At 66.4% G+C, this 25,467-nt stretch carries 22 protein-coding genes; 11 read left to right on the top strand and 11 right to left on the bottom strand.

The features are described 5' to 3' along the window. Positions 1-48 precede the first annotated feature (48 nt). The 6 genes from rplL to MSZK_RS16645 form a co-directional block, all read right to left on the bottom strand. On the bottom strand, positions 49-441 hold the full coding sequence (rplL, locus tag MSZK_RS16670) for a 50S ribosomal protein L7/L12 (protein ID WP_099249671.1): 393 nt from the start codon (positions 439-441) through the stop codon (positions 49-51). 32 nt (positions 442-473) lie between these two features. After that, positions 474-1,013, bottom strand: a complete 540-nt coding sequence (gene rplJ / locus MSZK_RS16665; protein ID WP_099249668.1) for a 50S ribosomal protein L10 — start codon at positions 1,011-1,013, stop codon at positions 474-476. Positions 1,014-1,308: 295 nt separating this feature from the next. Continuing rightward, complete coding sequence (locus MSZK_RS16660; RefSeq protein ID WP_099249665.1) at positions 1,309-2,217, bottom strand: ROK family protein; 909 nt, start codon at positions 2,215-2,217, stop codon at positions 1,309-1,311. After that, entirely contained in the window at positions 2,217-2,819 is a 603-nt protein-coding gene (locus tag MSZK_RS16655; protein ID WP_199203369.1) for a malonyl CoA-ACP transacylase, read from the bottom strand. The genes MSZK_RS16660 and MSZK_RS16655 overlap by 1 nt, the downstream gene beginning before the upstream one ends. Next, complete coding sequence (locus MSZK_RS16650; RefSeq protein WP_099249745.1) at positions 2,816-6,997, bottom strand: NEW3 domain-containing protein; 4,182 nt, start codon at positions 6,995-6,997, stop codon at positions 2,816-2,818. Before MSZK_RS16650 ends, MSZK_RS16655 begins: the two co-directional genes overlap by 4 nt. 27 nt (positions 6,998-7,024) lie before the next feature. Next, entirely contained in the window at positions 7,025-7,792 is a 768-nt protein-coding gene (locus tag MSZK_RS16645; RefSeq protein WP_099249662.1) for an endonuclease/exonuclease/phosphatase family protein, read from the bottom strand. A 15-nt stretch (positions 7,793-7,807) separates the two neighbouring features. On the opposite strand from MSZK_RS16645, the gene MSZK_RS16640 reads away from it, so the two are divergent. After that, on the top strand, positions 7,808-8,293 hold the full coding sequence (locus MSZK_RS16640) for a hypothetical protein (protein WP_099249660.1): 486 nt from the start codon (positions 7,808-7,810) through the stop codon (positions 8,291-8,293). On the opposite strand, the gene MSZK_RS16635 is transcribed toward MSZK_RS16640, so the two are convergent. Next, positions 8,283-9,236 (bottom strand): YafY family protein, encoded by a 954-nt coding sequence (locus MSZK_RS16635; RefSeq protein WP_099249658.1) that lies wholly within the window; start codon positions 9,234-9,236, stop codon positions 8,283-8,285. The two genes, MSZK_RS16640 and MSZK_RS16635, sit on opposite strands and share 11 nt — an antisense overlap. Before the next feature lie 61 nt (positions 9,237-9,297). On the opposite strand from MSZK_RS16635, the gene MSZK_RS16630 reads away from it, so the two are divergent. From MSZK_RS16630 to MSZK_RS16585, 10 genes are all read left to right on the top strand, one after another. Further along, a complete protein-coding gene (locus MSZK_RS16630) occupies positions 9,298-9,852 on the top strand; it encodes a DinB family protein (protein WP_099249655.1) in 555 nt (184 codons plus the stop codon). A gap of 10 nt (positions 9,853-9,862) precedes the next feature. Beyond that, entirely contained in the window at positions 9,863-10,459 is a 597-nt protein-coding gene (locus MSZK_RS16625) for a DinB family protein (RefSeq protein WP_099249653.1), read from the top strand. An 82-nt stretch (positions 10,460-10,541) separates the two neighbouring features. Next, the gene (locus tag MSZK_RS16620; protein WP_099249650.1) at positions 10,542-11,888 is read left to right on the top strand and encodes an AarF/ABC1/UbiB kinase family protein; all 1,347 of its coding nucleotides are present in this window, start codon (positions 10,542-10,544) and stop codon (positions 11,886-11,888) included. Continuing rightward, positions 11,888-12,835 (top strand): alpha/beta fold hydrolase, encoded by a 948-nt coding sequence (locus tag MSZK_RS16615; protein WP_099249647.1) that lies wholly within the window; start codon positions 11,888-11,890, stop codon positions 12,833-12,835. Before MSZK_RS16620 ends, MSZK_RS16615 begins: the two co-directional genes overlap by 1 nt. Positions 12,836-12,976: 141 nt before the next feature. After that, entirely contained in the window at positions 12,977-13,849 is an 873-nt protein-coding gene (locus tag MSZK_RS16610) for a cyclopropane mycolic acid synthase family methyltransferase (RefSeq protein WP_099249644.1), read from the top strand. 146 nt (positions 13,850-13,995) lie between these two features. Next, positions 13,996-14,889 carry a cyclopropane mycolic acid synthase family methyltransferase gene (locus MSZK_RS16605; protein WP_099249640.1) on the top strand — a complete coding sequence of 298 codons (894 nt, stop codon included), beginning with the start codon at positions 13,996-13,998 and terminating at the stop codon, positions 14,887-14,889. Between the two features lie 51 nt (positions 14,890-14,940). Beyond that, positions 14,941-16,005, top strand: a complete 1,065-nt coding sequence (locus MSZK_RS16600; protein WP_099249637.1) for an alpha/beta hydrolase — start codon at positions 14,941-14,943, stop codon at positions 16,003-16,005. 221 nt (positions 16,006-16,226) lie between these two features. Continuing rightward, positions 16,227-16,673 (top strand): hypothetical protein, encoded by a 447-nt coding sequence (locus MSZK_RS16595; protein ID WP_142389945.1) that lies wholly within the window; start codon positions 16,227-16,229, stop codon positions 16,671-16,673. A 136-nt stretch (positions 16,674-16,809) separates the two neighbouring features. Continuing rightward, the gene (locus MSZK_RS16590; protein WP_099249633.1) at positions 16,810-18,636 is read left to right on the top strand and encodes a DUF4012 domain-containing protein; all 1,827 of its coding nucleotides are present in this window, start codon (positions 16,810-16,812) and stop codon (positions 18,634-18,636) included. A gap of 285 nt (positions 18,637-18,921) precedes the next feature. Next, positions 18,922-20,427 (top strand): polysaccharide biosynthesis tyrosine autokinase, encoded by a 1,506-nt coding sequence (locus MSZK_RS16585; RefSeq protein ID WP_099249631.1) that lies wholly within the window; start codon positions 18,922-18,924, stop codon positions 20,425-20,427. 6 nt (positions 20,428-20,433) lie between these two features. Here the strand turns inward: MSZK_RS16585 and MSZK_RS16580 are convergent, their stop codons facing one another. The 4 genes from MSZK_RS16580 to MSZK_RS16565 all read right to left on the bottom strand — a co-directional run bounded on the left by MSZK_RS16580 (position 20,434) and on the right by MSZK_RS16565 (position 24,990). Beyond that, positions 20,434-21,639, bottom strand: coding sequence for an acylneuraminate cytidylyltransferase (locus MSZK_RS16580; RefSeq protein ID WP_099249629.1), 1,206 nt, complete (start codon positions 21,637-21,639; stop codon positions 20,434-20,436). Then, positions 21,605-22,990 (bottom strand): oligosaccharide flippase family protein, encoded by a 1,386-nt coding sequence (locus tag MSZK_RS16575; RefSeq protein ID WP_158230595.1) that lies wholly within the window; start codon positions 22,988-22,990, stop codon positions 21,605-21,607. The genes MSZK_RS16580 and MSZK_RS16575 overlap by 35 nt, the downstream gene beginning before the upstream one ends. Before the next feature lies 1 nt (position 22,991). Next, a complete protein-coding gene (locus tag MSZK_RS16570) occupies positions 22,992-24,056 on the bottom strand; it encodes a hypothetical protein (protein WP_099249625.1) in 1,065 nt (354 codons plus the stop codon). 67 nt (positions 24,057-24,123) lie between these two features. Beyond that, a complete protein-coding gene (locus tag MSZK_RS16565; protein WP_199203368.1) occupies positions 24,124-24,990 on the bottom strand; it encodes an N-acetylneuraminate synthase family protein in 867 nt (288 codons plus the stop codon). Positions 24,991-25,467: the final 477 nt, after the last annotated feature.

The following is a 25,467-nucleotide window of genomic DNA, read 5'->3' as shown; positions in this document are numbered from 1 at the left end:
ATCCCCCGCGGGCACGCATGCCCGCGGGGGATTTCTTCGATGACAGACCTACTTGACGGTGACCGTCGCGCCGGCGGCCTCGAGCTTGGCCTTGGCGTCGTCGGCGGCCTCCTTGTTGACCTTCTCCAGCAGCGGCTTGGGAGCGCCGTCGACGAGGTCCTTGGCTTCCTTCAGGCCCAGGCCGGAAACGATCTCGCGGACGACCTTGATGACGCCGATCTTCTTGTCGCCGGCACCCTCGAGGATGACGTCGAACTCCGACTGCTCCTCGGCGGCCTCGGCGGCGGCACCGCCGGCGGCGGGGCCGGCAGCCGCGACGGCGACCGGAGCGGCGGCGGTGACGTCGAAGGTCTCCTCGAACTGCTTCACGAACTCAGAGAGCTCCAGCAGGGTCATTTCCTTGAACGCGTCGAGCAGTTCGTCGGTGGACAGCTTTGCCATGGTGATTCCTTATCTGTGGTGGGTGTGGTGGTTCAGGCGGCGGGCTCGGACGATTCCGAGCCGGCCTTCTTCTCTTGCAGAGCTGCGGCCAGGCGGGCGACCTGGGACGCGGGCGCAACGAACAGCGCCGCGGCCTGGGACTGCTTGGCCTTCATCGCGCCGGCCAGCTTGGACAGCAGCACCTCGCGCGACTCCAGGTCGGCGATGCGCTCGACCTCGGAGACGGACAGAGCGCGACCGTCCATGTAGCCGCCCTTGATGACGAGCGCCTTGTTGTCCTTGGCGAACTTCTTGATCGCCTTGGCGGCGTCGACGGGCTCGCCACTGATGAACGCGATGGCGGTCGGTCCGGCGAACAGTTCGTCGAGGCCCTCGACACCGGCCTCGGACGCCGCACGCTTCACCAAGGTGTTCTTGGCGACGGTGTACGTCGTCCCCTGACCCAGGGACCTGCGCAGCTCGGCAAGATTGGACACCGTCAGGCCGCGGTACTCGGTGACGACGGTGGCCGTCGCCTCCTTGAACTTCTCGGCGATGTCGGCGACCGCGGTGGCCTTGTCAGCCTTGGCCATGCTTGCCTCCTCGTGTTGGTTGGGACGTCCACCAACCGACGGGCGCAAAGGGCCGGAAAACACGAACGCCCCGACACAGGACAGGTCGGGGCGCGCAGAAAAATACTGTTACCTCGTCCTCCTGCGTAGGCCGCCCGGGATGTCCGGGACCTTCAACCGATTGCTCGGTAACCGACGGTCTTCGGTGGAACTGGCCAAGGATAGCGTGCGCCCGCGCTGAATTCCTAATTCGCCGAGCAGACGCACAATCGCACAAAAACCCCGTGCGCCATGCGAGTCTGCGTCTGCTCGCGGGTCAGCCGCGCAGCAGCGCCGCGGCGCCGACCAGCCCGGCTTGCCCGCCCAGTGCGGCGGGCACCACCTGCAGCCCGGACAAGAAGTCCAGGCCGAGGTAGTTGCTCAACTCGGCTCGCACGGGGTCGAACAGCACCGGCCCGGCTTTGGCCACGCCACCGCCGACGACGACGAGGTCCAGGTCGCACGCGGCGCCCACCGAGGCGATCATCGCCGCGATCGCCCGCGCCGCGCGTTGGAATGCCCGCAGCGCGATGCCGTCGCCGCCGGCTGCGGCGTCGGCGAGCTCCTTGGCGTCGGTACCGGCCCAGCCTTGCCCGCGGGCCCACGCCGCCAGGTTCGGTCCACTGGCGATGGCTTCCACACACCCGCGGGCCCCGCACACGCATCGCGGGCCGTCCGGGTCGGCGATGACGTGTCCGACGTGGCCCGCGTTCCCGGTCCGCCCGTGATAAGGCCGACCGTCGAGGACCAGGCCGCCGCCTACCCCGGTGGAGACCACCATGCCGAGCAGGAAGGCCGCTCCCTGTCCGGCCCCACGCCAGTGCTCCCCCAGTGCCATGCACACCCCGTCGTTGGCCATGCGGACGGGCACGCCGGGCACCGCGGCGACCACCCGGTCGCGGATCGGGAAGTCCCGCCAGGCCGGCATGTTCACCGGGCTGATGGTCTGGGTGGGCAGGTGGACGGGGCCCGGCGCGGCGATGCCGACGCCGTCGACGGGGCCCTCGGCGGCTCCGAGCGCATCGGCCAGGGCGCGCTGGGTCGCGGCCCACACCTCTTCGGGGTCGTGGCTGCGCGGGGTGGGCTGGCGGGTCTCGTACAGCAGGCGCCCATCGGCGGCGACGAGGCCGGCGGCGATCTTGGTGCCGCCGATGTCCAGCGCGAGGGTTGCAGAGGTATTTGTCATCAGTGGCGGTGGGTGTTGTCGGGTTGACGCGGGTCGCCGGGATGTTCGTAGCCCGGCGCCAGCCACACCAGATCGGCGCGGTGCTGGTCGAGCCACATCCGGAATCGACGCCGCCGGGCGGCGCCGCGCAGGTGCGCGACGATCAACGGCCGTACGTCGGCCAGGTCTGGTTCGCAGGCCACCTGCCAGCCGGTTCCCTGGAACCGCAGGAACCGCCGCGGGTTGCGGGTGTGGAAATCGACGACGGTGCGCTCGTCGACGTCGACATCGCCGGTGACGTGATCGAACACCGCGCGTGCGACGGGGTCGACGAGTACCGCGGCCGCGATGCTGCCGATCTCGAGCCGCGCGGTCTGGTCGGGCAGCAGGTCTTCTTCGTCCGGCGTGGCCGCGGTGACGCGTACACCGAGCGTCTCCGCCTCGCGGGCCACCAGCTTCTCGGCGACCAGCAACTGGGTCAGCCACCGGCGTAACTGGCGGCCTTCGCTGGTGTGCGGTCGGGGCAGGGCCGCAACTTGAGGTGCGGCCCGCAATGCCGCCTCGCGGGCGTCGACCTCGTCGACTCCCACGTCCATCCCGGCCACCGTGGCCACCACACTCATCGCACCGTCACCGCCACCGCCGGTGTGTAGAGCAGCCGGCCCGCGCAGCCGACCCGGATCAGCGCCCACCAGGTTCCCGGCTGCTGCCACGGCGGCGGGGTGACGTCGAAGGCGATCTCGACCGTCGAGCGGGCACTCAGCACGGCACCGCGTGCGGCCGGGCCGATCCATTCCCAGGTCCCCCACGGGCTGATGAGATGTGCCTCGACCACCAGATCGGTGCCGGCGGAACTGCCGACGGTGACGGCCAGCCGGGCGCGCTGCCCGGCTGCGACGACGACCGCGTCCGGCTCGGCGACCAGCTGCACCAGGGCGTCGGGGGTGCCGACCGAGACCACGCAGACGTCCTCGACCGGCTGCCGCCATGCCACGGGCACATCGCCACCCAGCGTCAGCTGTGCCCGTAGCGGGTAGTGCCCGGGCACGGCGTCCGGCGGCACGTCGACGACGATCTCGGCTTCCCGGTGGTGGCCGGCGGGCAGTTCGAAGGACAACTCGGGCGGGCCGACGGTCCAGCCGCGCGGACCGCGCAGCCGCACATCGCCGAGCAGGCTGGCATCGCTGCAATCGCTGGCCGCGGTCAGCCGTAGCCGCAGCCGCTGACCGGGCTCGGCGGCGACGGTCTCGGGGTGCAGGTGCGCCACCGCGGGCAGCCCGCCCAGTGGGGCGGGGCCGCGGTTGTGCAACCAGTACCGGGCGTACAGCGGTTGGGCGCTCTCGGCTTCGGGCGCCAACATCTCCCCGTCGGCGTCGAGCACGGCCCGCACGTCGAGCCGGGCCAGCAGGGTCGCGATCTGGTACCCGTGCAGGTGCAGCGGCCGGCGGCCGTCGCCCCGCGCGGTCTCGAGCAGATCAGCCGACACCACCGCGGAGACAGTACCCACATCGGAGGACAGGGTCACATCGGTTGCGCTGCCGCGGGTTTCGACCAGACGCACGGTGACGTCCTCGGGGTCGACCGCAGCCGAGCTGCCGGTGGCCGTGGGGTTGCCGCCGATCTTGAGTGCTCCCAGGTGCACGGCCCCCGCGGGTTCCACGCGCAGCAGCGAGCCGTCGGCAGCCAGCACACCTGCCCCGTCCGCGGCCACGACACACACCATCTGATGGTTGAATTCAGCACTGCGGGAAGGCAATTGATTATCCCGCCAGTCGCCACGCCCGGACACCAGCGCGAAATCGAAAGTGTGCGTCCAGTGCTGCAGCGCGAAGTTGGAGTCGTCCGGGGTCTTACGTTGCGGCGGGTCGATCCACACCCCCGAAGGCCATCCGGTGCAGGAGCGCATCAGCGAGCTGTGCAACGTGTGGTCGCGCTCGACAGCGAACCCGGGTACGCCGCGGTTGAGCAATGCGACCGTGCGTGATTCGAACTCCCCGCCGCCCGAGGGGGCATCTTGGGTGACGTCGATCTGCGCGTCGTCGAGGTCGTCGACGACGGCGGCGACGGCATCGGTCAGTCCGCCTGCCCAGTGACCGGCGACGATGAGCACCGGCAGGGCGAGCACCTCACGCAGGTCGGCGTCGGGCACCCACACCTGCGACAACGGTCGGGCGGCCGGCACCCAAACCCGGGCCTGCCCGGTGGCCGAGAGCTGGCGGTGCAGTTCCGCGGTGTAGACGTGGTCGGCGGCGGCCAGCACCGCCGCGGTGAAGGCGTTGTCGTCCGGACCGCCCAACGCGATTCGGGTATCAGGCAGGTTGGAGTCGACGGCGAGGTGCCCGTACCGCGGACGCCCGGCGCCGCTGCAGGTCGCGGTCACTCCGGCGCGCACCAGCGCCACCATCAGATCGCGGGCGCTGGGGGTGTCCTCGTTGGGCACCACCACTTCGGCCACCGAGACCGCTCGGGCCACCGATCCGACCCGGATGCGTGCCGCCGAGGACAACCCGAACCAGCCGTGCGCCGGATTGTCCAGTGTCCAAGGATGTTCGGCGGAGTCGACCGCCCGGTCCTGCCCCGAGGCGGGATCGTGCATCAGTCCGAATCCACGTCCGATGACGGCGTCGCCGACCTCGCTGACCGGCAGCGCACCGGGGACCGGGCAGGGCCAGCGCAGCCGGACCAGCCGATCGGCACCCGTGAACTCGTCGATGGTGGTGCTGATGTCCACCCGGTCGATTCCGTGCCACAGAGTCAACACCTGGGTGTAGCGCAACAGCTCACCGATGTGGCCGGTGACGACGAGCCGTTCGCCCAGTGGGCTGCGCAACGCACGGACCGAATCCGCGACGGTGGCAGACGAACACGTCACCGGCCCGGTCGGCAGCAGATGCCACGGGCCCTCCCCGGCCTGCGGATGCGCCGGGTACTCGTCGTAGACGGCCAGTTCGTTGCCCACCTGGCCGGCTGCGATCAGTTCGCGGTCGGCGGCCAGTTCGATCAGCGAGACCACGCCGCCGCCGCGGGCGGGATCGACCCGCAGGCGATGGAATTCGTTGCCGATCTGGACTCCGTCGGCGGTCTGCCAGCCGCCGGCGTCCGCCGCGGCGACCTGATAGCTGCGCCATCCGAGGGAGTCGACGTCGTCGGCGCGCCAGCTCACCAGGTGCCCGTCGTCGGATACCACCGCGGGGACGGCCACGCCTGCGGAGTCGACCACCGCGACGCCGGGTCCGATCGGTGTCGCCAACTGCACGGTGACGATGTCGGTACGCTTGTGCGCCAACGGATTCCACACCACCACCGAACCCGGCTCGGCCGCGGCAGCCCGAGAGAGCAGCTGGAGCGCACCGGAGCGTGCGGCGCTGCCCAACTCCCACGCGTCACGCCAGCCGGTCAGCAGGTCCAGGTAGACCTGATCGGACTCCGAGCCGGTGATGCCGTCGTGGTGGGCGCCGTAGGCCAGCTGCACCCAGGCCTTGGCCAGGGCGGCTTCGGGGTAGCGCGCACCGGAGAGCAGCGCGGCGAACACGGCGAACCGTTCGGCGCCGAGCACGGCGTCCTCGGCCGCCCGGTTGGCCTGTTTGGTGTCGATGTAGGAGACGTCTTTGCCGGTGTAGATCGGGTTCATGTCGCGGGTCTGTGGCGAGGGCAACACCCCGCGGCGGGCGGTGTCGGCCCGCACCGCGGCGAAGAACTCCGACGGCAGCGCGCAGATGAACCGGGGCCAGGTGTAGCGGGCGTTCCAGTCCCGGTGGATTTCGGTGACCCACGCGTTCGGCGGGGTGTAGTCGGTGCCCACCGGCAGGAGCACGTTGCGGGTCAGCGCCACCGATTTCAGTTCGGAGAACAGGTGATAGGTGGCCGCCTCCGCCTCGGCCAGCGACGGCGCGGAATCCATCCACCACCCCGCCGAATAGTGCGCGGGCATGTAGTGGGTCAGCAATCCAAGACCGGACGGGGCGATCCACTCGAACTCGCTGCGGAACTGCATGCGCCGCGGGTCGCCGGCTTGTCCGTTCTCGGAGGCCATCGGACCCCACTGGTGATGCGGGCCGCGGGCCCACGAACTCGATGTCAGGCCGGCGTCGGCGGCCATCCCCGGGAACTGCGGGTCGTGACCGAAGACGTCGAGCTGCCACGCGGTGGCTGGGTCGGCGCCCAGGATGTCGCGCTGGTACCCGACGCCATGCACGAAATTCCGGATCGCCGTCTCGGCGCCGACCAGGTTGGTGTTGGGTTCGTTATAGGTTCCGCCCATCACCTCGACGCGCCCGTCGGCGATGAACCGGCGCAGGTCGGCCCGATCCTCGGGATGGGTGTCGAAATAGGGCTTGAGGTAGTCGACTTCGGCGAGCACGAACCTGTAATCCGGGTCGCGCCGGGCCATTTCGAGGTGAGCGGCGACCAACGCGAACCCGTTGTTCTGCCGGGCCCGCCCGGGCGGCTCCTCGGTCCACAGGCTGGTGTAGGCGCCCTGGGTGTTCCACCACACCGGGTCGTAATGGAAGTGGCTGATCATGTACATCGTCCAGCCCGGCTCGGCGACGGTGAACGCGAAGGAGAGCTCACCGACGCGGGCCCGCCGCTGCTGGCCAGGCACGGGCTGGTGCACGCGCACCGGTATCTCGACGGTCCCGTCTCCGGGCGCCAGGGCGATGTCGTCGGACGCCATGCCGTCCCCGGAGACCCGCACGGTCTGGGCGGCACCGGCCCCTCGGTAGTCGGCTCGGACCACCTGCAGCGGCGCATCGGGCGGACCGACGAACAGCTCCGTCGATTCCGCGGAGGTAATCCGCACGCCAGCAATGTACGGCGCGACCACCCCTCAGCGGAGCGACACGTCGATCACGAGCGGGCGATGGTCGGAGATCGGCAACACCGGTGCCGAGGCGTCGGTGGCGACCAGGCCATCGTGATCGGTGAGGATGTGGTCGAGCTGGCGGCTCGGGCAGTGCAGCGGAAAGGTCGGCGCGACGGCCAGTGGGCGCAGGCCGCTGCGCCGGCCCGCCGCCGCCGGGGACATGTTGAGGTCGCCCATCAGCACCCGAGGGCCGGGAAGACCGTGAAGGTCGCGGATCAACCGCGCGAGCTGGATGCGATTCCAGCCGGGCACGAAGGACAGGTGGGTGTTCGCCACCGTGAGCACGCCCACCGGGGTGTCGAGTTGGGCCACCATCGCCGCTCGGGGTTCCTCGTCGACGATCTGCACCCGGTTGGGGCCGGGCAGATACATCGGGAACCGGACCGGAATCCGCGGCAGCCTCAGCACCTGCCAGGAAATCGCCGGATAGCGCGACAGCAGTGCGATCCCGTACGCGGCCGTGCCCGGTTGCTCGCTGCCGGTGGCCGCCATCCACGTCGCCCCCGGGGTACCGGAGATGGCAGCGACGAACCGGTGCGACGCGGCCCCCATCGCGGCGGCGGCGATCGCGGTGAGGTCGGCCAGCGATGAGCGTGGCTGATCGCAGTCGACCTCCTGCAGGGCCAGCACGTCGGGGTCGAGCCGGCGGATACAGGCCGCCAGTCGCTCCAGGTTGACCTGCCCATCGTCGGTGCTGCGGCCGTGCAGGATGTTGAAGGTGGCCATCCGCATGGGTACCTGGTACCCATGCCGGCCCGAAATACCGATCTGCGTTCGGCATTGCGGCGTGCCGCCGCGGCGATGACCGCCGACGGGCCGGACTTCTCGCTGGCCGGATCCGAGGTGGAGGCGGCCGCCAAGAGCCTGGCCGACGCCGGGTTCACCGTCGAGCGGCCGCCGGAGGACTGGCTGGTCAAGGCGTGCGTCGGTGACGACTTCGTCATCGACGTGCTGCATCGGCTCAACGGCGTACCCGTCGATGCGGCGACGCTGGAGAACGCGGTGCGCCGCGAGGTCCTGGCGGTCTCGATGCGGGCGTTGCCGCCCACCTACGTGCTGATCGAGAAGCTGTGTTCGCTGGGTGAGCACCACTGCGATTTCGCGGCGCTGCTGCCGCCGGTGCGGGCGGTACGCGAGCAGGTCGACTGGGACAGCGTCCGTACGGGTACCGCCCACAACGATTTCGCCGTCGCGTTCCTGACGCTCACCGACCGGCTCGGCATCACCGCGTGACGGAACCGGCCAGCAGCGCCGACATCGCCAGCGCGGCCTGGGCGACGGCGTCGGGTTCGAGGATGTCGAAGGCGACGCCGGGCATGGCCAGGTACAGCGCCAGTGTGTGCGGGTCGTCGGCCCCGCTGACGACCACGCAGGCGTCGGGGCCGTCCTCGGAGATCGTCACCGATGTCGGCGAGAAGTGCTGGGCAATAACACTTTTGGGCGCCCGGTAGCGCACCCTGGCGACATGCCGATATGGCGAGGTGGTGATCGCCCGACCGACATAGGTGGCGGCATCGGGCGCGTCCCGCGCGGTGAAGGTGGTCCCCGCGACCCGCACCTGCGCCATCCGGTCCAGTCGCAGGCTGCGCCAATCCTGGCGATCCCGGTCATAGGCCAGCAGGTACCAGCGTTGCCCGGTGGTGACGAGTTGATAGGGCTCCAGACGGCGGCTGCTCGCGGCGCCCGCCCGGTCGACGTAGTCGGCGTCGACGTGCTCGCGGTCGCGGCAGGCTCGCGCCAGCGTCATGAGTATCTCGGGATCCACCGGCGACTGGGGCTCGCGGGTCAGGGTGACGGTGGCCTCGTGCACGGCCGCGACCTGGGACCGCAGCCGCGCGGGCATGACCTGGTCCAGCTTGGTCAAGGCCCGCAGCGCCGACTCCCCCACCCCGGCGACGCTGCCGCCGGCGGCCAGCCGCAGACACACCGCCATCGCCACCGCTTCGTCGGCGTCGAGCAGCAGCGGCGGAAGAGCCGCCCCTGCGCCGAGCTGATAGCCGCCGCCGTGGCCGGTGCTGGCATGCACGGGATAGCCGAGTTCGCGCAGCCGCTCGATATCGCGGCGCACGCTGCGGGTGGTCACGCCGAGCCGCCGGGACAACTCCTCACCCGACCAGACTCGCCTCGACTGCAGCAGTCCGAGCAGCTGCAACACCCGGCTGGTCGTTTGGGACATGGCTCCAGAGTCGCCCAGTCTGCGGACAGAAACTGTCCGTAACTCGTGAAAGCCTGCGGTTATGACCTCTTGGACGACGCAGCTTGCCGAGCAGTTGGACTGGCACTGGCGCACCACGCTGCGCCCGCGGTTGGCGGGCCTGACCGACGACGAGTACTTCTGGGAGCCGGTGCCCGGGTGCTGGACGGTGCACCGGGACGGTGCCGGCGGTCAGGGGCACAGCGACCAGGGGAAGGCCCGGATCGACTTCGCCTATCCGCCGCCACGGCCGGAGCCGGTGACCACGATCGCCTGGCGGCTGGCCCATGTCATCGTCGGCGTGCTGGCCATGCGCAACCACTCCCACTTCGGCGGGCCGCCCGCTGACTATCAGAGCTGGCCGTATGCCACCGACGCCGAGACCGCGCTGGCCCAGCTCGACCTGGCGTATGAGCAGTGGAACAGCGGGGTGCGGGCGTTGTCTGACGGCGATCTCGCCCGCCCGTGCGGGCCGGCCGAAGGCCCCTACGCCGAGCACACGTTGTCCGAGCTGATCCTGCACATCAACCGTGAAGTCATTCATCACGGTGCCGAAATTGCTTGTCTGCGTGACCTGTACACCCACACCGCACACTGAGAGGACCACCATGCCCACTCTGGCCCGACCCGTCCGTGACGAGCGCGACTCCCTGCGTGAGTACCTCGCCTACCAGCAGAGCGCGTTCTTCGCCGTCGCCTACGGGCTGACCGACGAGCAGGCCAGGGCCACCCCGACGGTCAGCTCGCTGTCCGTGGGTGGCCTGGTCAAGCACGCGACCGGTGTGCAACGCAGCTGGATGCAGCGGGTCGCCGCCGCGCCCCAGGAGCCACCCGCCGACAGCCGCCCGTTCGAGGAGCGTGCACAGGAGTATCAGGACGAGCACGTGATGCGGCCCGACGAGACATTGGCCCAGCTCTTGGCTGCGTTGCGGGCGCAGAACGCCGAATCGCTGCGTCTGGTGCAGACCGCTGACCTGGATGCCGCGGTGCCGGTGCCGCGCGACGCACCCTGGTTCCCGGCCGATGTCACCGCATGGTCGGTGCGGTGGGTGTTCGGACACCTGATCACCGAGCTTGCCCGACATGCCGGGCACGCCGACATCATCCGCGAAAGCATCGACGGGGCAACGATGTACGAGCTCGTCGCGGCGGCCGAAGGGATGGCGCCGCAGCCGTGGCTGACGCCGTGGCAACCCAAATCCTGAGGCCAGACCGCCGCTGTGACCAGGGTCGCTGCGGCCCCGCAAGATTGGTGGTATGGACAGCCGGTTTGGCACACTGGCAAGAATGAGTTCGACCAAACACCGCGAAGTAGCCAAGCTCGATCGCGTTCCGTTGCCGGTCGAGGCCGCCCGCATGGGCATGACCGGCTGGCAGCTCACCCGTACCGGCGCCCGCGTGCTCGGCACGCTGCCCGGCCGCGGGCGCTGGCAGGACAAGGTCATCAAGCAGATTCCACAGACCTTCGCTGACCTAGGTCCGACCTACGTCAAGTTCGGTCAGATCATCGCGTCCAGCCCGGGCGCGTTCGGCGAGGGGCTGAGCCGGGAGTTCCGCGGACTGCTCGACGCGGTGCCACCCGCCGACACCGGCGAAGTGCACGCGCTGCTGCGCCAGGAACTCGGTGGTGACCCGGCCGAACTGTTCGCGAGCTTCGAGGAGAAGCCGTTCGCGTCGGCTTCGATCGCCCAGGTGCATTTCGCCACCCTGCACAGCGGTGAGGACGTCGTCGTCAAGATCCAGCGGCCGGGTATCCGCCGCCGGGTGGCCGCCGACCTGCAGATCCTCAAGCGCTTCGCCCAGGTCGTCGAGCTGGCCAAGCTGGGCCGGCGGCTGTCGGCCCAGGACGTGGTCGCCGACTTTTCCGACAACCTCGCCGAAGAACTCGACTTCCGCATCGAAGCGCAATCGATGGAAGCCTGGGTGTCGGGCCTGCACGGTTCGCCGCTGGGCCGCAACATCCGGGTGCCCCGGGTGCACTGGGAGTTCACCAGTGAGCGGGTGCTGACCATGGAGCGGGTGCACGGGGTGCGCATCGACGACGTCAAGGAGATCCGCCGCAAGGGTTTCGACGGCACCGAGCTGGTCAAGGCATTGCTGTTCTCCACCTTCGAGGGCGGCCTGCGGCACGGCCTGTTCCACGGTGACCTGCACGCCGGCAACCTGCTGGTCGACGACGACGGCCGCATCGTCTTCCTGGACTTCGGCATCATGGGCCGCATCGACCCGCGCACCCGCTGGTTGTTGCGTGAGCTGATCTATGCGCTGCTGGTGAAGAAGGACCACGCCGCGGCCGGCAAGATCGTGGTGCTGCTCGGCGCGGTCGGAACGGTGAAGCCTGAGGCCCAGGCCGCCAAGGACCTCAAGGCGTTCGCCGAGCCGCTGACGCTGAAGACCCTCGGCGACATGTCGTACGCCGACATCGGCAAGCAGCTCTCGACGCTGGCCGAAGCGTATGACGTCAAGCTGCCGCGCGAGTTGGTGCTGATCGGCAAACAGTTTCTCTACGTCGAGCGCTACATGAAGCTGCTGGCGCCGAAGTGGCAGATGATGAATGACCCCCAGTTCTCCGGCTACTTCGCCAACTTCATGGTCGAGGTCAGCCGCGAGCACCAGAGCGATGTCGAGGTGTGATGGACATCCGGACCGGTATTGCCCGCGTCCCTTGGGGGCAGGAGCGCAGCGACTCGGGGGATGGACGGGTCGACGAGATCGAGCTGTACTACGAGGATATCGGCAACCCCGGCGACCCGCCGGTGCTGCTGGTGATGGGCCTTGGCGCACAACTTCTGTTGTGGCGCAACGGCTTCTGCGAGAAGCTGGTCGACCAGGGCTATCGGGTCATTCGTTACGACAACCGTGACGTGGGGTTGTCTTCCAAGCTGCACGGCCGGCGGGCCGGCGGCGGGCTGGTGCCCAACCTGGTGCGCTCGTACCTGGGTCGCCCCAGTCCCTCGGTCTACCGCCTGGAGGACATGGCCGACGACGCCGCGGCGCTGCTCGATCATCTGGAGCTGGAACGGGCGCATGTGGTCGGGGCGTCGATGGGCGGGATGATCGCCCAGATCTTCGCCGCGCGGCATGGCCACCGGACGAATGCATTGGGAATCATCTTCTCCTCCAACAACTCTGCGTTCTTGCCGCCCCCGGCACCGCGCGCGTTGCTGTCGTTGATCACTGGCCCGTCGCCGAATTCGCCGCGCGAGGTGATCATCGAGAACGCGGTGCGGGTGGGCAAGATCATCGGCAGTCCCGGCTACCCGGTGTCCGAAGATCAGGCCCGCGCCGACGCGCTCGAAGCCTACGAGCGGGCGCACTACCCGCAGGGCATCGCGCGGCATTTCGGCGCCGTGCTGGGCAGCGGCAGCCTCAAGCATTACGACCGCCGGATCACCGCACCCACCGTGGTGATCCACGGCCGCGCCGACAAGCTGATGCGTCCGTCGGGTGGCCGTTCGATCGCGTCGGCCATCCCCAACGCCCGCCTGGTGCTGTTCGACGGCATGGCGCACGACCTGCCCGAGGCCTTGTGGGACGACATCGTGGGCGAGCTCAAAACCACATTTGCCGAGGTCAACTAGCTAATTTCGGTGCGTCACGGACTGTTTACTCTCAGCTGGAGCGGCTAGCATCGGGTCTGCACACCAGCGGTGATCGCTTTGTCCCAACGGGGGGGATACGTGGTTGCTGCCTGAAGCATTCACTGCGAAAGGCGCACCGGCATGCCCAGAAAGCTCCAGCCTCATTTCGAGGACGTCCAGGCCCATTACGACTTGTCCGACGATTTCTTCCGGCTCTTCCTCGATCCCACCCAGACCTACAGCTGCGCCTACTTCGAGCGCGACGACATGACTCTCGAACAGGCTCAGATCGCCAAGATCGACCTGGCGCTGGGCAAGCTCGGCTTGCAGCCGGGAATGACACTGCTGGACGTCGGCTGCGGATGGGGAGCCACGATGCTGCGCGCCCTGGACAAGTACGACGTCAACGTCATCGGGCTGACGCTGTCGAAGAACCAGCGCGATCACGTCGAGCAGGTGTTCCGCGAGTCGAAGAGCTCACGGGACAAGCGCATCGAACTCAAGGGCTGGGAGGAGTTCGACGAGCCCGTCGACCGGATCGTCTCGATCGGCGCCTTCGAGCATTTCGGCTTCGACCGCTACGACGACTTCTTCACGATGGCCCACCGGGTGCTGCCCGACGACGGGGTGATGCTGCTGCACACCATCACATCGCTGACCTTCCACCAGATGGCGGAGAAGAAGATCCCGCTGACCTTCGAGGCGGCGCGGTTCGCGAAGTTCATCCTCACCGAGATCTTCCCCGGCGGCCGGCTGCCGTCGGTGGAGAAGGTCGAGGAGCACTCGACCAAGGCCGGCTTCACTCTCACGCGTGTTCAATCCCTGCAGCCGCACTATGCCCGCACACTGGATTGCTGGGCCGAGGCGTTGGAGGCCAACCGAGCCGAGGCCATCGAGGTGCAGTCCGAGGAGGTGTACGACCGGTATATGAAGTATCTGACGGGATGTGCCCGTGGCTTCCGGGTCGGGTACATCGATGTCGATCAGTTCACGCTCGAGAAGCAGGACCATTGACACGCAGGGTTTACGCACTGTTTGACGGCGGTTCGGGCGGGGCAAGAAGGTATGGTCCAGATCACATAGTGCATACTGGCGCGCAATACCACTCGCGGGGGCAGTGGCGTCGTCACACCAGAAAATTCAGGAAGGCTTAGACACTCATGCCCGAGGCAACCGAAACCAAGGACATGCGGCCCCATTTCGAGGAAATTCAGGCGCATTACGACCTCTCGGACGATTTCTTCGGGGTCTTCCAGGACCCGACCCGCAAGTACAGCTGCGCGTACTTCACCGGTCCGAACGTCACCCTCTCCGAGGCCCAGATCGCCAACGTCGACCAGCACCTCGACCGGCTCGATCTCAAACCCGGGATGACGCTGCTCGAAGTGGGGTGCGGCTGGGGCCTGACGCTGCAGCGGGCGATGGAGAAATATGACGTCAACGTGATCGGCCTGACCCTGTCGAAGAACCAGAAGGCCTACTGCGAGCAGTTGTTGAGCAAGATCGACAGCGAGCGCACCTTCGACGTCCGGCTCGAAGGCTGGGAGCAGTTCCACTCCCCCGTCGACCGGATCGTGTCGATCGAGGCCATCGAGCACTTCGGCTTCGAGCGCTTCGACGACTTCTACAAGACCTGCTTCGACATCCTGCCCGACGAAGGACGGATGACCATCCAGAGCAGCTGTGGCTACCATCCCGACGACCTGGCGGCTCGCGGCAAGAAGCTGACGTTCGAGCTGGCCCGGTTCGCCAAGTTCATGGCCGAGGTGATCTTCCCTGGCGGCCGCATTCCGAGCACGAAGATGTTGGTCGAGCACGGCGAGAAGGCCGGCTTCGTGGTGCCCGAACCGCTGTCGCTGCGCAACCACTACATCAAGACCCTCGGAATCTGGGCGGCTCGGCTCGAACAGCACAAAGACGAGGCCGTCGCGGCTGCCGGGATCGAGAGCTACAACAACTACATGCGGTATCTGACCGGCTGCCAGTACTACTACCTGGACGAGGCGCTGGACGTCAGTCTGGTCACCTACCTCAAGCCCGGCGCGGCAGCCTGAGCGTTTGACACTGCGCACGCCGGCGTGACGGGGGGCGTTAGTGTCGGTCCCATGCTCGCTGGCCGGCTCGCCGATCCGAATCGCACGCTTGGCACCGATCCGCGATCGGATCCCCGGATGGTGGCGGCCTTCGCCCCGCTCGGGCTGGCCGACGTCCTGCCCGATGCGCCGCTGACGGTCGACTCACCGCTCGCCGACCGGTTGGCGTATGCGGCGGCCGCCGAGGAGGCGGTGGGCGGCGTGCTCGACGTGTTCGCCCTCGCAGCCCCGGCTCCGACCGGCGTGACGACGACGACGGTCACCATTCCCGGCGTCGACGGCAACGTGATCACGGTGTTCGTCAGTCGCCCGGACCGCGCCGACGGTCCGCTGCCGGCGGTGGTGCATTTTCACGGCGGGGCGATGGCGATCGCCAGTGCGGCGGATGCCGGGTACCGCCACCTGCGGGAGAGTTTGGCGGCGACCGGCCTGGTGGCCGTTGGCGTCGAGTTCCGCAATTCCGGCGGGCGGCTGGGTGCTCACCCGTACCCCGCCGGTCTGAACGACTGCGCGGCGGCGGCACGGTGGGTGTACGCCAACGCCGCAGACCTCGGTGTCAGCCATCTGATCGTCGCGGGCGAGTCGGGCGGCGGAAACCTCACGCTGACCGTCACCCACAAGGCCAAGCGAGAGGGGTGGCTGGGCGAGATCGCGGGCGCGTACGCGCAATGCCCGTACATCTCCAACCGCTGGCTCGACTATCCCGACGACTTGCCGTCGCTGCGCGAGAACGACGGCTACTTCATCAGTTGTCAGCAGGCTGCGCTACTCGGCTCGATCTACGACCCGGAAATGTCGCACACCGGCGACCCGACCTGCTGGGCCGGCGCGGCGAGCCTTGCGGACATGGCCGGCCTGCCGCCGCACATCATTTCCGTCAACGAGCTCGACCCTCTGCGCGACGAGGGGCTTGTCTATTACCGCCGACTGCTTGCCGCGGGGGTCCCCGCGGCCGGGCGGATCGTGGTCGGCACCTGCCACGGCGGTGACTTGCTGTTCCCGGCGTTGATGCCGGAAGTCTTTGCGGCCTCGGTTCGCGATATCAGTGGCTTCGCACATTCGCTGCGGTCGCTCTGACCCGAATCCGGCGAACGGGCGATATGTGAGTCAGGCATGTTACAGGAAAGTGTCAGGTAAGCGCAGAGAGTCGAAATACCTCGCATATGCAACAAAACCCCTGGCGACAAGGTGTTTTTTGTGTTGACAAGGCTGCGGTGGTATGCGACTCTGTTACCAATTCTCAGGCTATGTCCAGGAAGAACAGCAAGGTCAACCGCATAATCCTTAGGGGGGTCTCGATGACAACAGCAGTCGCTACCAAGTTCTCGGCCATGTCCACCAAGTTCCAGGTTGGCACTGCCGCCCTGGCGATCGCCACCGCAGCCACCGTCGCACCGGCCATCAGCCACGCTGCGCCCAGCCTGACGTCTTTCGCGGAAGGGCTCGGCGACTCGGCCTCGCTGGTCGTCGATCCGGTGCTGCTTCCCTCGGCTTCCGCGTCCGCGACGAGCACTTGCAGCCCCGGCGCTGTCGGCTGCTACTTGGTCGAAGGTGCCATTGCCGGAACCCAGGCGTGGGTCCGGGGAGCGGTGATCTACGTCGGCACGCTCGCCTACGTGATCGTCGAAGGGACCGGCGAGGTCCTGCAGTTCCTGGGCCTGACCCAGCTGGCTGACGGTGTCTTCGCCTTCGCCAACAACATCGCCCAGACCTTCCACGTCGGACCGTACCTCACCGGCGCATAGCTCTAACTCACGAGACAACTCGTCAGTTGACACCCAAATCGGGCAACTGGCGAGTTGTTTCGTGTTTGGCAGCTATCAAAGCTGCGGGCTGTTAGCGTCTAGCGCAGACCGCACCGGAGCACGGGGGGATTGCTGAGTGGGCCTCTTTTCACGTAATCAGTCCGACGACGACTTTGGCGACGACAGCGAGGACGACGAGCGACGCTGGCTTACGCGCCGAAATGTCATCTGGGCGGGGGGCGCCGCGCTGGTCGTCATTGTGTTCGGCTGCTGGCTCGGTTTCCAAGCGCTGACTGCGAAGAGCAACCTCGAACAAGCACGCCACAGCGCGCAACAGACCAAAGATGCACTGCTGCAAGGAAACACGGCCGGCGCGTCGAGCGCTGCTGCCGAAGCACAGTCTCATGCCCGGGCCGCCCAGGATGCCACCCATTCGCTGCCATGGAACATCGTTGCGGCAGTGCCGTGGTTGGGAAGCCCGTTCAAGACCGGTCAACAGATATCCGACGTGGTACTCGGCTTGACCGCCGACGTGCTGAAGCCCACCGCAGAGGCTGGCACGACCGTCGCACCAAATCAGTTGCTCGCCAACGGCCGGCTCGACGTCGTGGCATTACGCCGAGAAGAACCAGCACTCACCAAAATCGCGGCGGATGCGGCTCGCCTGAATGCCGACGCGCAAGCGATCTCGGATCCGCGGTACCTGTCAGCGTTGGGCACGGCACGCTCACAATTGCAGGCGCAGACCGCTGACATCGCGGCTTTGCTGGGCAATACCGCCCTGGCGGCGCGGGTGGCGCCGGCTCTGATGGGAGCCGACGGCCCACGCAGTTACTTCATGGGATTCCAGACCAACGCCGAGGCCCGTGGTACCGGCGGCCTGCTCGGGGGGTTCGGGATTCTCCGATTCGACAACGGCAAGCCCAGCGTGGACAACCTGGGCCGGAACACCGAGTTCGACAAAGACTTTGCACCGATATCACTCGGCAAGGAGTTCGACGAGGCGTACGGGTTCACCAACCCGACGACCGATGTTCGTAACAGCAACCAGAGTTCACATTTCCCCTACGCGGCGGAGATCTGGAAGTCGCTGTGGACGCAGCAGACCGGGATGAATGTCGACGGAGTCGTTGCCATCGACCCGATCGCTCTGAGCTACATCCTCGCTGCCACCGGTCCGGTAACAATGCCGGACGGCGAGACGGTGACGAAGGACAACGTGGTCGAGTTGACCGAGTCCACCATCTACACACGTTTCCCCACCGACCAATCAGCGCGAAAGCAGTATCTGCAGGACATTGCCACCGAAGTCGTCAAGAAGATCACCAAGCCCGTGGAGTCGCCGCGCAAGTTGTTCGAAGCGTTGGGCCGCGCGGTGAAAGAGCGGCGAATCTCGGTGTGGAGTTCATCGCCCGCTGACCAGAAGCTGCTGGAGGAAACTCCGCTGGCCCACGTGATCCCCAACGATCCGGCCCCGTACGCCGAAATCGTGATCAACAATCTCGGCGGCAACAAGATGGATTATTACTTGGACCGCAACATCGAGTACGTCGCCGACGGCTGCGACGGAGACAGACGCATGTCAACGGTCACCGTTCGGCTCACCAACACGCTGTCGGACCCGTCGCCGTTGCCGGATTATGTCGCAGGAAAGTTGGGCTTCTTCCCCGGTCTGGCGGAGAACATCCCGAGGGGTGCAATGCTCACCTCGGTCCGTCTTCTGGCGACAAAGGGCGCTCAGATCATCAGTGCCTCCGTCAACGGCAAGAAGATCCGTGTCTTCGGAGCAATGGAGCGCGGACATCCGAGCTATGAAGCTCAGGTGGCAGTGGCGCCCGGAAAGACCGCCGAGGTGACGTTCCGGCTCTCCGAGCCGACTGTTGCGGGCAAGGCGCAGGTTCCGATCCAACCATTGGTGGACAACCCCACTCCCAAAGTTTCGGTACCCGTGTGCTCGGAGTGATACCGAGCGACCCCACTGGCTGGTTACCAGATCGACGGGCACGTAACGAATGAACGTGTTCGGCAGTGCCCATGCCAGTAGGTTCAACCCGCGCCGTGGCACACCCTGTCCCTCTCGTAGTGTCAGCAGCTCAGCACTCGAAGTGAGACAATGGAATTTGCGCTTAAGTGACCGTGCCTGGGTGCCTGAATCAACGGACTCGGGGCAGACAGCAGCTTCAGGTTCCCGGGCACCAGCGAATGTTGGCGCGTCGGGCCGGGGGTTGGTCAGCGAGGGAGGGATATCGTGAATCTTCAGGACTTTTCAAAGTTGCTGCGGACGAGATGGATCACCATCGTCGTCACCGCGCTCGCAGCGGTGTTGATCGCGATCGGGTACTCGCTTCTCACGACTCCGCTCTACGAAGCGTCCACGAGACTCTATGTCTCCACCTCCGCCGGCTCGTCGGCCGCAGAGTTGTACCAGGGCAATCGGCTGTCCCAAGAGCGAGTCCTTTCCTACACCCAGCTGATCACCGGAGCAACGCTGGCCCAACGGACCATCGACAAGCTCGGCATCGACATGGATGCGCCCGCGTTGCAGAAGCGAGTCAAGGCCACGGCGAAGCTCGACACCGTCCTGATCGATGTGTCGGTCCTGGACGAGTCACCGGTGCGAGCCCGCGACATCGCCAACGCGATGTCTGACGAATTCGTGCTCTTGGTGCGCGAACTCGAGACGCCCAAGCCAGGGGCCACACCTGATGCCCGAGTCGTCGTGGAACAACGTGCCTCGGTCCCCAGCAAACCAGTAGTTCCGAAGACCGCCCGAAACATCGCGATCGGTCTCGGATTGGGACTCCTCCTCGGTGTCGCCCTCGCAGCGCTTCGCGACGTGCTGGACAACACGATCAAGAGCCGAGAGATGCTCGAGGAGATCACCGGCGTAGGCATCGTTGGCAGCGTGCCGCTGGACAAGGGGCGGCGCAATCAGCCTGCAATTTCGTTCGAGAGCGAGAACTCGGCCATCGCCGAAGGATTCCGCAAGCTCCGGACCAATCTGCAGTTCTTGGCTGTCGACAACCCGCCCCGGGTCATCGTCGTCACCAGTTCCATGCCCAATGAGGGCAAGTCGACCACCGCGATCAACATCGCACTTGCGCTGGCCGAAGCTGAGCACAACGTCGTGCTCGTCGACGGAGACATGCGACGGCCCTCGCTGAACCGGTACCTCGACTTGATCGGACAAACCGGATTCAGCACCGTCCTCAGCGGTGCCGCATCCCTTTCCGAGGTCCTGCAAGAGACCAAGTTTCCGCGCTTGACGGTCCTCACCTCGGGAGCGACCCCACCCAATCCCAGTGAGCTCTTGGGATCGCAGGCCGCCAAACACGTGTTGAGTGAACTTCGCGAGAAGTTCGACTACGTCATCGTCGACTCGTCGCCGCTTCTCGCCGTGACCGACGGCGCCATCTTGGCCGCTCATGCCGATGGTGCGCTTCTCATGGCGCGATTCGGCCAGACCAAGCGGGAGCAGGTCATGCACGCGGTGCGCAACCTGAGCGACGTCGGCGCGACGCTTCTGGGCAGCGTGTTCACCATGATGCCGACGCGCGGCGGCGGGGCGTCGTACAGCTACACGTACAGCTACTACGGCGCCGAGGCTAAGAAGCAGGAACGGTCGTCACGTAGTGAAGCGACGGGTAAGAACGCCGTGGCAACGACCATCGGCCAAGACTCCTCCGCCGCCGATGCGGAGGCGACGTCCGAAGCGGGCCAGCAGCAGAGCGGTACCCCCTCGCGCGCCGACTGATCCTGACTACGCGTGCCCGTCGCGGGCGAGAAGGATGCGGTCTGAGATCTCCCTGATCGCGCCGCTGCCGCCGGCAGCGGTCAGTACCACGCGTGCGGCTTCGATCACCTCAGGGTGAGCGTCTGCCACCGCGACCGGCCACCCCACCGCATCCAGGCAACCCAGATCGTTGATGTCGTTGCCGACGTAGGCGGTGTCGGCAAGCGGTATGGAGCGCTCGTGACACCAGGCCCGCAGATGAGCCACCTTGTCGTCGATGCCGCACACCGCCTCGATACCGAGTTTCTCAGCGCGGCTGAGGACGATCGGCACCCGTTCTTTCGAGATGATCAGCAGCGGCACACCCGCTGCTCTCAGTCGCTCGATTCCCATGCCGTCAGACCGATTGACAAGCGCGAACTCGTTTCCGTTCGTGTCTATCAGTGCGCGGTTATCGGTGTGTACGCCGTCGAAGTCCATCACCAGAGCCCTGGCCGGCACCGCCTGCGAGTCAGCTCCGACCGTCGCGGCCACAGCTCGGGCGAGGGCCAGGTCAGTCGGGGTATCGATCTCGATCGCCGTTTCGGCTGGAAGTAGTTCGACACCGACACGTCCGAAGAAGCGGTGCTTGGCGGAACGAAATCCCGCCACATTCATCACGTAGAAGGCACCCGTTTCCAGGAACTCGGGTTCGCGGTCCTGGCGCCGCAACCGCACCGATGCATCGTGGTTGATCCCGACAGCCCCATCCGCAGACAGTCGCCAGATGAACCCATGGAACGGAACGGCCGAAAACATGGCGTCGAAATCGCCGGCGCGAACCGAAGATACCGCCCGAGCCAGGCTGCGCGCGGGGATAAACGGGGACGTTGCCTGAAGGAAGGCCAGCGTGGCGGGACCACCGCCGGCGCCCTCCGCCGCCAACACATCCAGCGCATGTAACAGTGCCGCCTCCGACGAAGCGGTGTCCCCGCTCAACGAATCTGGCCGGTTGATCACCTCCGCACCGAACTGCTGCGCCACCTCGGCGATCGCGCTGTCGTCTGTCGACACGTAGACGGCGTCGATCGCCGGGACCTGATGCGCCGTCAGGATCGCGCGAGCGACGAGTGGAACACCACCGACTCTGGTCAGGTTCTTGCCTGGCACGCCCTTCGACCCGCCGCGGGCGGGTATGACGGCAACAACGCCTCCGTCACTACTCCGGGTGTGCTCCGGGTTGGGATCTGACATCGCTGACTCCTGCCTCACTTCGTCGAGGTTGCAGTGGCTCGTCCCGATGTTCTACCTCAGCAGGACCGAGCCGAAGTCGTCTGAGGGTGCGTCGCGACAGGTACGCCATCCCGCCTGCTGCAACCGCATTCGCGCCGAGACCCAACAGGGCCACGTGCAGCGGCGTCACCTGGCGGAAGACGGCCAGGGCGCCCAACCCCGCAAGATACGCGACCAAGGCCGTTGCCGTCACCGACGAGATCTGGCCACCGAGGCGCTCATAGAACGCGGCATGCGAGAAGAAGTGGTAGACGGACTGGACGGCGGCGGCGGCGAGCAGCGCGGGAAGAAGGGCCTTGGCTGAGTCGTACTCGCGGGCGAACATCAAATCGAAGCACACCAGCACAAGTCCGTAGTAGAGGGCGGTGAAACCGAACACCACCGCGACGAACCACGCCTGAACTCGCTGGAATCCGGCGAAATCCCGATTCTTGAGCCGCCGATAGAGAAACGGCTGAAGCTGTTGGTTGACCGAGATGAACAGGATGTACACCACGCTCGCGAGGGTGGCTGCGACGCTGTACACACCGGCAGCAGCTAGACCGAAGTAGGCCGACACGACGAACCGGTCGATGCTCAGCCGGATCCAGGTGCTCGCCTGGTGGACGAAGAGCGACATCCCGAACCGGATGACCGTGGCGGTGTTCGATCGACGAGTCACTGTGTCGGCTCGCTCAAAGTGCTTGCTACGTAACTCGAGTGCGTACACCAGCTGGACGATGCCGCCGGCCAACACAATCGAGAGCAGGCGATTGACGGCGGTGGCCGAGTCGAACTCGAATGCCACAACGGTCAGCACCACGTTCAGGATCGCGAATGCGAATTGGCCCGCGACCGCCAACTTGTAGGTCTGCGCGCCGCGGTAGTACGACAATTCGAGCACGTTGAGTGCCTGCACATAGCTCACCCCGACGATGAGCAAACCGGCCATCAACGGGACGGCTGCCGGAACAATCCACGAGACTGTCACGCTCACCACGAGCAGGGCGATCGAAACCCACAGCGAAACACGAAGATTGGCCGCGCGCAGGCGCCGCGCCGCGGTGTATCCCTCGCGGATGTACTCGACGCCGAGGAGGCCGGCACCCCCCAGAGAGATGGCGAACGTCAGGATCTGGGTGACCGACACATAGAGATTGAGGACACCGAACTGCGCTGCGCCCATCCGATTGGCCAGATATGGCGTGATCAGCAGACCGATGCCTTTTCCGATGACGTCCGCGGCGGTCAGCGATGCCGCACCGAGTACGCGACCGTTGCGAAGAAGTCGTGAGGCGCGATTGCGGAGTGTGCCGGCGAGGCCCGTTCCCACGTCAGCGTCTCGTGCCGCGGGACAGCGTCGGATGCTCGATCACCTTGACCGCCGAGGCAAGTTCGGTTCGGTAGTACCGATAGACGTCCTCGACAAACGGAAGCCAGGACTCGTTGACACCGTCGCGGGGGATCTGCAGCGCGGTGATGTCCACCGAATCTCCCAGCAGATCAGCCACCGTCGCGAACAACGACGAGTAGTAGCCGACAACCGCACGCGGCTGCTTGCCGATCACCCGTGGATAGATTTCGAAGGGAACGTCGGGCATGACGACCGTGAACTCTGCCCGCAAGGCATCGAGTTTCTCGGCCCGCTCGCGGCGGTGGGCCATGTAGACGACCTCTTTGCCGGTCCACTCGCCGGCGAAGCGGGCGAGCTCAAGAGCGAGTTCCACGTCACCGGTGTCCATTACGCCCGCCTCGCGATGCGGAGTTCCGATGACGTACACCGAGTCTTCGTCGGGCGGAAGCTTACGAAGCTCGGCACTGAGGGTTCGGTAGTCGTTGCGCACGATCGTGTCGCTGTCCGCCAGATGGGCCTCGAGAGCAAAAATCGTGAAGAAGGTCAGCGCCGAAGGAGGTAGGACGCCACGAACGCCGAACACGAGAAAGATCAGACTTTTGAGCCTCAGCCGCAAAGCTTTCCGCGACAGCAGTGTTGGTCGCCGGCGGTCGATACGCAGCATGGCTGTTCCGTCGTCGACGACCACAACACTGCCGACCAAGTCCCCGAGTCGGTGCAAGACCGCCCAGGAGAACGAGTTGCGGTATTCGCCGACGACGAACTCGTACGGCCCCGCGGTCAAATGCTCGCGCAGGGCGGATACAGCCGATGACACTGCCCGTCGCGCGCGGAGCGGTTTACCGGACGACAGCAACCATGTGCGATAGATGATCGTGCGCGGCTTCACCAGGGACAACACCGCATCGATCTGGGTGCGGCTGGTGGTTTCGAGCCCAGACAGGGTTCCCACCACCACCACATCGACCGGCCGGTCGAAGCGCTGGCTGTATTCGAGAAGGTTCAGCGCCTGTAGCGGTGAGAAGACAAACGCGACGAGCTTCACCGCGGCCCTACTGGGTCTTCCCGCACGCAACCAGCTGCGTCAGTGGTTCGACAACCAAAGCGCAAACTTACTGGCGCCACTTCAGTTTCGCGCGCGTCTCGTGCTCGATCGGCAGAAGCCCACCGTCGTCGCGCGACGTCATCGCTGCGGCAACGGCGGACAGATCACGCCGCACCCGGCGCATACCGTCCGGCTCCAGCGAGGCGGCGTGGTCGGTTCCCTTCGAGGTGCGGTCGAGGGTGAAGTGCCGCTCGACCACGGTGGCGCCGAGGGCAAAAGCCGCCACGTCGACCGCGATGCCCAGGTGGTGCCCGGAGAATCCGACGGCCCGCAGTTCGGAGCCGTACATGGCCTTGAGCCGCTCGATCTCCCGGATCGCCAGCTGATCGAAGGGCACTGGGTAGCCGGAGGTGCACGAGTACAGGACAACGTCACCCATCCGGTCGTGGGCCCGGAAGAAGTCGACGATCGACTCCTCTTCGGCACGTGTCGTCATCCCCAGCGAGAGGTGGATCTCCCCCTCGTAGTTGTCGCAGAGGTACCCGAGCAGCTCGAAGTGCAGGTTCGTCGCCGACGGAATCTTGATCAGCTTGGGGTTCAGTCCGGCGATTTCCTTCGCGGAGGTCATGTCCCACACCGACGTCGCGTACGTCACCCCGAACTTTGCAGCGGTGTCCATCAGTTCGACGTGTTGGTCCACGGTGAACTCGAGGAACTCACGATGCGCGCCGTAGCTGTCGCCGAACGAGTGGATCGCGTTCGGATGCGGCGCGTCGTACTGCTCGGGCGTCAGCAGTTCGCGCGGGTTCCTCTTCTGGAACTTGACCACGTCCACTTCGCAGAACTCCGCGGCGACCCGAATCATCTTCTTCGCCAGCTCGAGATCTCCTGCGTGGTTGCAGCCGACCTCGGCAATGACAGTGGGCGCACTCACTGGATTTGACATAGCTACTTCCCCCTCCCACGGGTCAAGCCGGTTTGGCTTGCCGCAAGGCCTTTTCCCTCGTTCGGCGTCTCGCTCAAATGACCTGGCGAAAGGCCCTCCAAGGTATGGATACGGTACCAGCCACGACGTGATTGCGTCCAAAGATAGACAGCCCTTTCCCGCGCTCTGGCGATGGATCCCGGGGGACACGCCATCGGTGACCGAGCGGGGCCGAGATGTATCGTCTCGCAGCCACCCACTGGGCCCGGAATACGGCATTCGTTCGGCCTCGATCTGCGGCACCAATTTCGGTCGCGAGAGCCCACCCATCAACCTCTTTTCGGTCCCCTCAGGTCGATTACCGCGAAGAGTGCGCCGACACAGCTGGAGTCTCTAGCTGCGAAAAATCCGTGATATACGTGAAATGGCAATTAGGTGGCCGCTCCCAGCTTGCGAATTAGGCATGGCGTATTGCCTCTGCATCGA

The organism is Mycobacterium sp. shizuoka-1 (assembly GCF_002723835.1).
Lineage (GTDB): Bacteria > Actinomycetota > Actinomycetes > Mycobacteriales > Mycobacteriaceae > Mycobacterium.
Note: the sequence above shows the minus strand (reverse complement) of the source record. Positions and strands in the feature narration are given on the sequence as shown.

What these genes read in the sequence shown, in the direction of transcription:
- rplL (WP_099249671.1), bottom strand. Translation starts at nt 441, where the DNA reads ATGGCAAAGCTGTCCACCGACGAACTGCTCGACGCGTTCAAGGAAATG.
- rplJ (WP_099249668.1), bottom strand. Translation starts at nt 1,013, where the DNA reads ATGGCCAAGGCTGACAAGGCCACCGCGGTCGCCGACATCGCCGAGAAG.
- MSZK_RS16660 (WP_099249665.1), bottom strand. Translation starts at nt 2,217, where the DNA reads ATGACAAATACCTCTGCAACCCTCGCGCTGGACATCGGCGGCACCAAG.
- MSZK_RS16655 (WP_199203369.1), bottom strand. Translation starts at nt 2,819, where the DNA reads ATGAGTGTGGTGGCCACGGTGGCCGGGATGGACGTGGGAGTCGACGAG.
- MSZK_RS16645 (WP_099249662.1), bottom strand. Translation starts at nt 7,792, where the DNA reads ATGCGGATGGCCACCTTCAACATCCTGCACGGCCGCAGCACCGACGAT.
- MSZK_RS16640 (WP_099249660.1), top strand. Translation starts at nt 7,808, where the DNA reads ATGCCGGCCCGAAATACCGATCTGCGTTCGGCATTGCGGCGTGCCGCC.
- MSZK_RS16635 (WP_099249658.1), bottom strand. Translation starts at nt 9,236, where the DNA reads ATGTCCCAAACGACCAGCCGGGTGTTGCAGCTGCTCGGACTGCTGCAG.
- MSZK_RS16630 (WP_099249655.1), top strand. Translation starts at nt 9,298, where the DNA reads ATGACCTCTTGGACGACGCAGCTTGCCGAGCAGTTGGACTGGCACTGG.
- MSZK_RS16625 (WP_099249653.1), top strand. Translation starts at nt 9,863, where the DNA reads ATGCCCACTCTGGCCCGACCCGTCCGTGACGAGCGCGACTCCCTGCGT.
- MSZK_RS16620 (WP_099249650.1), top strand. Translation starts at nt 10,542, where the DNA reads ATGAGTTCGACCAAACACCGCGAAGTAGCCAAGCTCGATCGCGTTCCG.
- MSZK_RS16615 (WP_099249647.1), top strand. Translation starts at nt 11,888, where the DNA reads ATGGACATCCGGACCGGTATTGCCCGCGTCCCTTGGGGGCAGGAGCGC.
- MSZK_RS16610 (WP_099249644.1), top strand. Translation starts at nt 12,977, where the DNA reads ATGCCCAGAAAGCTCCAGCCTCATTTCGAGGACGTCCAGGCCCATTAC.
- MSZK_RS16605 (WP_099249640.1), top strand. Translation starts at nt 13,996, where the DNA reads ATGCCCGAGGCAACCGAAACCAAGGACATGCGGCCCCATTTCGAGGAA.
- MSZK_RS16600 (WP_099249637.1), top strand. Translation starts at nt 14,941, where the DNA reads ATGCTCGCTGGCCGGCTCGCCGATCCGAATCGCACGCTTGGCACCGAT.
- MSZK_RS16595 (WP_142389945.1), top strand. Translation starts at nt 16,227, where the DNA reads ATGACAACAGCAGTCGCTACCAAGTTCTCGGCCATGTCCACCAAGTTC.
- MSZK_RS16580 (WP_099249629.1), bottom strand. Translation starts at nt 21,639, where the DNA reads ATGTCAGATCCCAACCCGGAGCACACCCGGAGTAGTGACGGAGGCGTT.